Below are 9,007 nucleotides of genomic sequence, written 5' to 3'. Positions count from 1 at the left end.
CCTTGCGCACCAGCGTCGGGTTGGTGGTGCAGTCGACCGGGCGCAGGCGCTTGATGGCGTCGTAGTCGCCGGTATCGGCGACCACGACGGACAGTTCACGCAGCTGGGCGAGCTTGGATCGGGTCATTGCAGGTTCCTGTTGCGGGGCCGGCGCACGGCGCTCAGCGGTGGAAATCGCCCGCGGCTTCGGGCTGGTAGTGGACGGCGGTCACGCGCAGGCGCAGCTGGCGGCCACCGGGGGCGGTCCAGTCGATGGTCTGGCCCACGGACAGGCCCAGCAGGGCGCTGCCCACCGGCGCCAGCACCGAGACGCGACCCTTGTCGAAATCCGCCTCGTGCGGATAGACCAGGGTCAGGGAATGCTGTTCGTCGTGCAGTTCGTCCACGCAGTCCACGCGCGAATGCATGGTGACGATGCCTGCGGGGATTTCCTCCGGCGGCAGCACCTGCGCGCGTTCGAGCTCCTGGGACAGGGCGACGGCGGCCGGGTGCCGGCTCAGGGCCGGGGAATCGAGCATGGCCTCGAGGCGGGCCATGTCACGGCTGGAGACGACGATCGATGGCGGCAGGCCGCTGTTGGTCGGCATGGAAAAAACTCCTGCAATTGTTGAGAGACATGCAAAAGGCGGCGCCAATGCGGCACCGCCCGGGGCCTATTGTGCGGGGATTGTGGAACGGATGCGACCCACCCCGATCATGGGGGCGGGGCGGCGGCGTTGCAATGCGCCGGCGGCCCCGGTTCAGGCGCGCGCAGGTGGCACGCGGGCACGCGGACGGGTGCGTTGCGGGCACGGCTCCACACCGGGCGCAGCGCCGGATCCATGGCCCGGCGCGCGCCCGCACGGCCTGGCGTGCCGGTAGCTGCCGGGCGCGCCCGGCACAGGCCTGCCGGGCCGCCGCGCCGCGCAGCCAGGCCGGCGCCTACAGGGCCAGCAGGTCCGGCGGCAGGCGCTGGAAAATGCCCGCCAGCTGCTGCAGGAACTCGCTCATTGCCGAGCTGCGGCGCCAGACCATGGCAATGCGCCGGCTGGGCGCGTCGTCGCCGGCAAAGCCGAGCAGGCGGATGTTCTGCGAGCGCGCCACCGGCGGCTTCACCGCCAGCATCGGCAGCAGGGTGACGCCGACATCGGCCGCGACCATCTGCCGCAGCGTTTCCAGGCTGGTGGCCTGGAATTCGGATTTTTCCAGCGCCCCGGCCAGGTGGCAGACATCCAGCGCCTGGTCGCGCAGGCAGTGGCCGTCCTGCAGCAGCAGCAGGCGCTGGTCGGCTAGGTCGGCCATGCGCAGCGTGGCGTGCGCGGCCAGCGGGTGGCCGTCGGGCGCGGCCAGCACGAACGGCTCCTCGAACAGGAACTCGGCATGCAGCTGGTCGTCGTGCAGCGGCAGCGCCAGCAGCGCCGCATCGAGCTGGCCGTTGCGCAGCTGGGTCAACAGCACGTCGCTCTTTTCCTCCACCAGCAGTAGTTCCAGCTGCGGGAAGCGCGCGCGGATCGCCGGCACCACGTGCGGCAGCAGGTACGGCCCCAGCGTGGGGAAAATGCCCAGGCGCACGGTGCCGGCCTCCGGGTCGCGGCTGCGGCGCGCGGCCTCCTTCATCTGCTCGACCTCGGCCACGATGCCGCGCGCGCGCGCGGCGGCCTCGCGCCCGGCCGGGGTCAGCATCACCTTGCGCGGCGCGCGCTCCACCAGCGGCACGCCCAGCTCTTCCTCCAGCTTCTTGATCTGGGTGGACAGCGTGGGCTGGCTGACGAAACACGCCGCCGCTGCGCGGCCGAAGTGCTTGTGCTCGGCCAGCGCCACCAGGTACTTGAGGTCACGCAGGTTCATTCCGGCCTCCGAACGTTGTTTCCTGCTCCGTCGGCAGACAGCCTGGCAGGGCGGCCAGGCCGCACGGCAAAGCCGCCCGGAGGGTGCGGCACGGGGATGCGCCGCATGCAGGTGCCCCGCAGGGGCGGATGAGGGCAGGGGCACAGCGTCGTGCATGCAGACAGCACAGGGCGCTGCGCCTTGCCTTCACCCCGGCCTCCGCCCCGTGTCCCGGCCCCTGCGCTGGCGCAAGGGCGTTCGGCGGGCCGCGAAGCCGGGGTTCGCAAACCGCCCCTCTCACCGCAAAGCGAGAGGGGCGGTGAACATCAGGCGGTCTCCGCCACCGCCGGCGCCGGCTGCGGTGCCGACGTGCGGATCAGGTGGTCGAACGCGCTCAGCGCCGCGGTGGAGCCGGCACCCATGGCAATGATGATCTGCTTGTACGGCACCGTGGTGCAGTCGCCGGCGGCGAACACGCCCGGCACGCTGGTCTGGCCGCGCTCGTCGATGACGATCTCGCCGCGCGGGCTCAGCTCCACCGTGCCACGCAGCCACTCGGTGTTCGGCAGCAGGCCGATCTGCACGAAGATGCCTTCCAGCTCCACCCGGTGCGAATCGCCGCCGACGCGGTCGGTGTACACCAGGCCGGTAACCTTCTGGCCGTCGCCCAGCACCTCGGTGGTCTGCGCGTTGAGCACCACGGTCACGTTCGGCAGGCTGTGCAGCTTGGCCTGCAGGACCTGGTCGGCGCGCAGCTTGCTGTCGAACTCGAACACGGTGACGTGGCTGACGATGCCGGCCAGGTCGATGGCCGCCTCGACCCCGGAGTTGCCGCCGCCGATCACCGCCACGCGCTTGCCCTTGAACAGCGGGCCGTCGCAGTGCGGGCAGTAGGCCACGCCCTTGTTGCGGTACGCGTCCTCGCCGGGCACGTTCATCTGCCGCCAGCGCGCACCGGTGGACAGGATCACGCTCTTGGACTTCAGCGACGCGCCGTTCTCCAGCTCCACTTCCACCAGGCCATCGGCACCGGCCGGCACCAGCCGGGTGGCGCGCTGCAGGTTCATGATGTCCACCTCGTACTCGCGCACGTGCTGCTCCAGCGCCGCGGCCAGCTTCGGGCCCTCGGTGTACTGCACCGAAATGAAGTTCTCGATGGCCATGGTGTCCAGCACCTGGCCGCCGAAGCGCTCGGCCGCCACGCCGGTGCGGATGCCCTTGCGCGCGGCGTAGATCGCCGCGGCCGCGCCGGCCGGGCCACCACCCACCACCAGCACGTCGAACGGGTCCTTGGCGGCGATCTTCGCCGCTTCGCGCCTGGCCGCGCCGGTGTCCAGCCGCGCCAGGATCTGCTCCAGCGTCATGCGCCCGGAGTCGAACATCTCGCCGCCCTGGAACACCATCGGCACCGCCATCACCTGGCGCTGCTCCACTTCCTGCTGGAACGCGCCGCCCTCGATCACCGTGGTGCTGATCTTCGGGTTGACGATGGCCATCAGCGCCAGCGCCTGCACCACGTCCGGGCAGTTGTGGCAGGTCAGCGACATGTACACCTCGAAGGCGAACTCGCCGTCCACCGCCTTGATGCCGTCGATCACCTCCTGCGCCACCTTCGGCGGATGGCCGCCGGTCCACAGCAGGGTCAGCACCAGCGATTCGAATTCGTGGCCCAGCGGCAGGCCAGCAAAGCGCACGCCGTGGCTTTCGCCCTCGCGGGCAATCACGAACGACGGCCGGCGCGCATCGCTGCCCGTGGTGTCCAGGCTGATCTTGCCGTTGCCGGCGGCCACGATGTCCGCCAGCAGGCTGCGCATGTCGGTGCTGGCGGCGCTGTCGTCGAGCGAGGCGATCAGCCGCAGCGGCTGGCGCAGCAGGCCCATGTACTGCTGCAACTGGGTCTTGAGGGTGTCGTCGAGCACGGCGCAACTCCTTGTTCGAGGCAAAACGGGGGGAGGACGCGGTTGCCAGGGCAACCCGCCGGGAAAGTAGGGGTGAACCGAAACCGCGCCTGGCGGGCAGAACCACGGGCTGGCGCGGCGCGGCTTCGGTTCACCCCCACACCCGCCGCAGGGCGGGGTGGGAGTGCAGGGAGCGGAACCTGGCTGCTACTGCCTGCTGATTCCCTCCACCGGTTGCCGGCGCTTAGATCTTGCCGACCAGGTCCAGCGACGGGGTCAGGGTCTTTTCGCCTTCCTTCCACTTGGCCGGGCACACTTCGTTCGGGTGCGCGGCGGTGAACTGGGCGGCCTTCAGCTTGCGCAGGGTCTCGGACACGTCACGGGCGATCTCGTTGGAATGCACTTCCATGGTCTTGATCACGCCTTCCGGGTTGATCACGAAGGTGCCGCGCAGGGCCAGGCCTTCTTCCGGAATGTGCACGCCGAAGGCGTTGGTCAGCTGGTGGGTCGGGTCGCCGATCAGCGGGAACTTGGCCTTGCCCACGGCCGGCGAGGTCTCGTGCCACACCTTGTGCGAGAAGTGGGTGTCGGTGGTGACGATGTAGACCTCGGTGCCCGCCTTCTGGAACTCGGCGTAATGCTCGGCCGCGTCTTCGATCTCGGTCGGGCAATTGAAGGTGAAGGCCGCCGGCATGAAGATCAGCACCGACCACTTGCCCTTCAGGCTTTCCTCGGTGACTTCGATGAACTTGCCGTTGTGGAAGGCGTTGACCTTGAACGGCTGGACCTGGGTGTTGATAAGGGACATGGAACTTCCTCTTGGTTGAAGGGACGGGTGGTGAACCGTGGAACACAGGCTAATAGGCAGTGCCTAATAAAACAAATGAATTGAATGCATCGCATCAATAGGTATTGGCTATTGATTCGGCCCCGGCAGCGGGCCCTCACCCCGATATCGGGCGCGTTTTCCGGCTTTCCAAGCCAGCATCTGGCCCAAACCTGAACGGGCGGCATAGGCAGCCTCGATCCCGGGCCGGCGCCGCCGCGGTAGGCAGCGGCAGGCCGGGTGACTATCCTCCCGGTCCCGGAAACGTCCCGCGAAGAGGTAGTGAAGTGTCCACCCCCCAGGTTGCCGCGCTGTTGCGGGAAGGCGCCGCCCGGCTGCCCGGCGAGGACGCCCGGCACGAGGCCGAACAACTGCTGCTGCACGTACTGGGCGTGGACCGCGCCTGGCTGTTCGCCCACGCCACCGACCCGGTGGACGACGACGCCCGCCGGCGCTTCGAACTGCTGCTGCAGCGCCGCGCCGAAGGCCACCCGCTGGCCTACCTCACCGGCCGCCGCGGCTTCTGGACCCTGGACCTGCAGGTCAACGTCGCCACCCTGATCCCGCGCCCGGAAACCGAGCTGCTGGTGGAACAGGCGCTGGCGCGGCTGCCGCCCGACCACATGGCCCGCGTCGCCGACCTGGGCACCGGCAGCGGCGCCATCGCCCTGTCCATCGCCAGCGAACGCCCGCTGGCCACGGTGATGGCCACCGACCTGCTCGGCCCCACCCTGGCCGTGGCGGTGAAGAACGCCCAGGCCCATGGCCTGGACAACGTGTGGTTCCGCCGCGGCCACTGGTACGCCGCGCTGGGCGCGGACCGCTTCGACCTGATCGTCAGCAACCCGCCCTACATTGCCGCCGGCGACCCGCACCTGCAGCAGGGCGACCTGCGCTTCGAACCGCCGCCGGCGCTGGCCTCCGGCGCCGACGGCCTGGACGCCATCCGCGAAATCATCGCCGGCGCCCCCGACCACCTCGTCCCCGGCGGCTGGCTGCTGCTCGAACACGGCTGGGACCAAGGCCCGGCCATCCGCGCGCTGCTGGAGCAGGGCGGCTTCGGCGAAGTGGAAACCGTGCAGGACCTGGAGCAGCGGGATCGGGTAACCCTGGGGCGGCTGCGGGGGATTGCCTGACGTTGACCCTGCTGGCGTGCGGTGGTCAGATCGCCACAGGTGCTCAACACACCTTTACTAGGCGGTCGCCGCGCCCGAAAGCCATGCGGCTTCGTTTTTATGCCATGGTTCACCCCTATGGCCGGGCGGCGCGCAGCTATACAACACCCGAAAGGGAAAATCTGCGGGCGGACCTAGTACCGTGTTGAAGCGCCTGGCCGCCTCTCTCAACAGGAGGCGGCGTTGATCATTCAACGAATACTAGGAGATCGTCATGACCAAGCAGGTCGGAACCCCGCTCAAATCGCGCACCTTGAAAGTCGGCTGCCAGTACTACGAAAGCCGCGCCAAGGAAAAGGACCGCCGCTTCAAGCCCCGGCAGGTGCCCTACCTGCGACTGTGCGGCGACTGGCTGGAGGCCGCCGGCCTCAAAGTCGGCCAGAACGCGCGGGTGATAGTTACCCGGCGCGGCATCGTGATTGCTGCTGAGGAGTAGCTTGCTTCATGCCTTGGGCGGGCAATGCCTGCCTAAGGCATCTGTCGATATAAGTCCAACGCCTGAATTAAGCCGTGCCGCGGAGCGGCATCGGCTTGAATGAATTGTTAGGCCGCACTGGCGCGAACTACAAGGCATGGTTCCTGTAGTAGTTGAGTGTCAGTGGACCAATTTGAGCGAAGTAATGCTGCGCCTATGAGCGAGTAAACACCGGAGTTGCAAACGACGGAATTAACTAGTGGCGGATCCGGCAGTGATTGAATAAAAGCCATTGCCCCAAGCATTGCGTCTGCAGTGTGGTTTTCTCCCTTTGCCTTTCCCGAAACGAAAGCCTCCCACAGAAACAGGCCGGAGCCGCTTGTGGTGAAATCATCCCAAGACAGGTACGCCCGTGTTTCGTCTGTGACCTGTCGCCGTATCTCTTGAAGTACCCACGCGACTTGAACCAAGCCGGTCGTCAGCGAGCCGCAACCGGCGCCAGCGCTCCAAGGACGAGAGCCTTCGCCCGGACGGGCGCTTGTCAAGAGCAGCTCGTCCTGCCAGAGAGGTACAAACAGTGGGCACTCAAATCCGAGCGCAACGGGAGTGCCGGAGCTGAGAGTTGCCGCGACGTGGTTGGCAAGATCTGACGGTCTATTGCCGCATTCCTGCAGGGACGACCACCAGCCAAAGTTGCCTTTAGCAACTGATCCTAAATCAGCGCAAACCGTGACTAGCGACTTCATTGTGAGTGGCCTAACGTCTGAATTAAGTCGCGCCGCCAAGCGGCTTCGGCTTGAATGAATTGTTAGAAGGCACCTACTTCGTAGGAAATGCGTACCTCACTATTGAGCCTAATGCAGCGATCCAAAACAAGAATCCCTGCTCTAACAAGCCTTATGTCCCGGTCGCGGTTCATGTACTCAGGTGACCAGACCTTTGCGCCGTGGAAGAGGTTATTCCGAACCCTGCGAACCATTAGCAATGTCTGTTGTGCTTTCGCCAGATTGGCGTCTGGGGGTGAATCCTTCCAGCCCACTCGCCCATCCTTAAGAACTTGCTTTCTCGGCGGTTCGGTCAGGAGATAGGCCACAGCCTCTTTGAATGCAGTGTCTTTCACTCGCCGAAAGTGCCAGTCGATACTTGCAGCGAAGGCGTCCCAGTTGGCTTCTACTGAGTTACCTCCGCCCCGGGCGAATCCTGAGCCCTTGAGGGCGTATTCGCACCGCGCGAAAGTGCCAAGGAACTCGTACGTGAGGTCCGGGGGAAGCAGCATGTTCGGGAATGGAGCCTGCATCCGTCTGCGCCTTCTAACATGTGAGTTAAGCCGCATCGCGAAGCGGCGTCGGCTTGAATGAATTGTTAGGGCGCACTTGCGGCCGCACCCTGAAGTCGCTCTAGCTTTCTCAGTTTGTGGATTAGGAGCCTTGCTCCACTCTCATCCACGAACTCTTCGTACATGACGGTGCTGTCTCGAAAATGCAGATCTAGGCGATTCAAGACGGCTCTTAGTGCAGCGAGCATTTCCTCCACCAAGGTCCTGCTAATGCCGCTTAGAGGATCGGAGTTGCGATTGCTGAGGTAGTCGTGATCCTGATGAGCGATGCGCTTGTTTCGATGCTCGCGGGCGAACTCTGCTGCAACCAACGCCTTGTCGCAGAGATCCTGCACCTCGCCCTTCAACTTTGTATCGGAGATTAGCGGAGGTAGAGACTGGATTGTAAGATTTTTCTTCTTGCCTGTGGTTGGCGGGTCCGTCATCCGAGAGACACCCAATAGAACACTGTCCCACAGCTCGTCTTGAACGATTTTGAAGAACAGGCCAGAGGTCCGATTAAGCAGATGGACCGTGTCAGCGTCGCCGCCGAAAAGCTGGCGGTACTGTTGCCAAAGAACGTGAAGTTCCACGAGCTTTCGGTACAGTTCATAGAAGCTGGCCCCAAGCTCTTGCCCCATCTCGGAGATGTACCCACTACGGATTTCATCCATGGACCGAGTGACCATTGATGTGCGCCCTGACGCCTGAATTAAGCCGCGCCGCGAAGCGGCGTCGGCTTGAATGAATTGTTAGCCCGCCTCACAACGACACCCCGACGGCTTTCAGTCTGTCTGAGTACACGCCTATCCGGGTGCCACCGGGCGTCGCAGCGCGAAGATACTTGCCAATTGAGTTGACGTTGTTGGCGCCGATTCCGAGGCCCGTGTTTGTGCATGTAGGCCCAGTGACAACGGCGCGAACCTTGGTGTTCATGACCTTACGAGAACTCTCACTGTTGTGGGCAATGCAATTTCGGATTGCGTGTGCTGCATCAACTAGGGCTACATCCGAAGTTGAGATAGTAGAGAACGCCTTTTCATGGGCTGGTGCTAGCCACTCCTTGGCTCGTAACTGCATAGCGGCCATGTCTTTAAAGGTGACGTTCCAACTGGTTGGATCAAGAAGCTTGGAGAGCTGAGCAGACGCAATATGCTTTGGGCCGACAAAGCTTGTGTGCGACGCATGCCACGGGGAATACTTATCGCGTATAGAGTTCTTGATCTTTGCTTCGATGCTGGACAGGTACGTCTTGTTGCTGTTGTTTATGTACCCGTGGAACAGGTCTGAAACTAAGCACTCAAACTCCACGTAGATCGATGCGAGATAGTTCTCGCACAGGAAATTCAGATCTGAAAACTCTGTCGGCGTGCCAGCAACATGCACAACCAAGCGGTCGAACGATGCTCGCTTGGCATCGATGCGACCAGAGAAGTCGGAGATGATCTTCTTTGTGTTGATCTTATTCATTCGACCTCAACTATGCTGGGTGGTGGGCTAACGCCTATTCGGCCGCCTAATCGTGGCGGTACCCAAGTGTCCCGCTTTCTGGTGCTGATGTGAAGATGCGTT

General features: G+C 64.4%; 8 protein-coding genes and 1 pseudogene. 2 read left to right on the top strand and 7 right to left on the bottom strand.

Features of this window, described 5'->3' with window-relative positions; genetic code table 11:
- The 5 genes and pseudogenes from MKP15_RS16635 to ahpC all read right to left on the bottom strand — a co-directional run.
- A pseudogene (locus tag MKP15_RS16635) lies at window positions 1-127 on the bottom strand (transaldolase family protein); the annotation flags it as partial.
- A 34-nt stretch (window positions 128-161) separates the two neighbouring features.
- Window positions 162-587 (bottom strand): nucleoside diphosphate kinase regulator, encoded by a 426-nt coding sequence (gene rnk / locus MKP15_RS16630; protein ID WP_054667508.1) that lies wholly within the window; start codon window positions 585-587, stop codon window positions 162-164.
- A gap of 334 nt (window positions 588-921) precedes the next feature.
- Complete coding sequence (locus tag MKP15_RS16625) at window positions 922-1,827, bottom strand: LysR substrate-binding domain-containing protein (RefSeq protein WP_240213474.1); 906 nt, start codon at window positions 1,825-1,827, stop codon at window positions 922-924.
- A 305-nt stretch (window positions 1,828-2,132) separates the two neighbouring features.
- Complete coding sequence (gene ahpF / locus MKP15_RS16620) at window positions 2,133-3,725, bottom strand: alkyl hydroperoxide reductase subunit F (protein WP_104939539.1); 1,593 nt, start codon at window positions 3,723-3,725, stop codon at window positions 2,133-2,135.
- 223 nt (window positions 3,726-3,948) lie between these two features.
- Window positions 3,949-4,512: an alkyl hydroperoxide reductase subunit C gene (gene ahpC / locus MKP15_RS16615; protein WP_104939538.1), complete on the bottom strand. Its 564-nt coding sequence runs from the start codon at window positions 4,510-4,512 to the stop codon at window positions 3,949-3,951.
- A 305-nt stretch (window positions 4,513-4,817) separates the two neighbouring features.
- Here ahpC and prmC point away from each other — a divergent pair, with 305 nt between their 5' ends.
- Together prmC and MKP15_RS16605 are read left to right on the top strand one after the other, a co-directional pair.
- Complete coding sequence (gene prmC / locus MKP15_RS16610) at window positions 4,818-5,666, top strand: peptide chain release factor N(5)-glutamine methyltransferase (RefSeq protein ID WP_345778736.1); 849 nt, start codon at window positions 4,818-4,820, stop codon at window positions 5,664-5,666.
- A 253-nt stretch (window positions 5,667-5,919) separates the two neighbouring features.
- Window positions 5,920-6,141: a SymE family type I addiction module toxin gene (locus MKP15_RS16605; RefSeq protein WP_240213473.1), complete on the top strand. Its 222-nt coding sequence runs from the start codon at window positions 5,920-5,922 to the stop codon at window positions 6,139-6,141.
- A gap of 1,341 nt (window positions 6,142-7,482) precedes the next feature.
- Here the strand turns inward: MKP15_RS16605 and MKP15_RS16600 are convergent.
- Window positions 7,483-8,124, bottom strand: coding sequence for a hypothetical protein (locus MKP15_RS16600; protein ID WP_240213472.1), 642 nt, complete (start codon window positions 8,122-8,124; stop codon window positions 7,483-7,485).
- A gap of 73 nt (window positions 8,125-8,197) precedes the next feature.
- A complete protein-coding gene (locus MKP15_RS16595; protein ID WP_240213471.1) occupies window positions 8,198-8,905 on the bottom strand; it encodes a hypothetical protein in 708 nt (235 codons plus the stop codon).
- Between the last annotated feature and the right edge of the window lie 102 nt (window positions 8,906-9,007).

Source organism: Stenotrophomonas sp. Y6 (assembly GCF_022436665.1).
In the GTDB taxonomy this organism is placed as follows: Bacteria; Pseudomonadota; Gammaproteobacteria; order Xanthomonadales; family Xanthomonadaceae; genus Stenotrophomonas; species Stenotrophomonas acidaminiphila_A.
This window is presented reverse-complemented; position numbering and strand designations above follow the sequence as displayed.

What these genes read in the sequence shown, in the direction of transcription:
- MKP15_RS16625 (WP_240213474.1), bottom strand. Translation starts at nt 1,827, where the DNA reads ATGAACCTGCGTGACCTCAAGTACCTGGTGGCGCTGGCCGAGCACAAG.
- MKP15_RS16595 (WP_240213471.1), bottom strand. Translation starts at nt 8,905, where the DNA reads ATGAATAAGATCAACACAAAGAAGATCATCTCCGACTTCTCTGGTCGC.
- ahpC (WP_104939538.1), bottom strand. Translation starts at nt 4,512, where the DNA reads ATGTCCCTTATCAACACCCAGGTCCAGCCGTTCAAGGTCAACGCCTTC.
- MKP15_RS16605 (WP_240213473.1), top strand. Translation starts at nt 5,920, where the DNA reads ATGACCAAGCAGGTCGGAACCCCGCTCAAATCGCGCACCTTGAAAGTC.
- rnk (WP_054667508.1), bottom strand. Translation starts at nt 587, where the DNA reads ATGCCGACCAACAGCGGCCTGCCGCCATCGATCGTCGTCTCCAGCCGT.
- MKP15_RS16600 (WP_240213472.1), bottom strand. Translation starts at nt 8,124, where the DNA reads ATGGTCACTCGGTCCATGGATGAAATCCGTAGTGGGTACATCTCCGAG.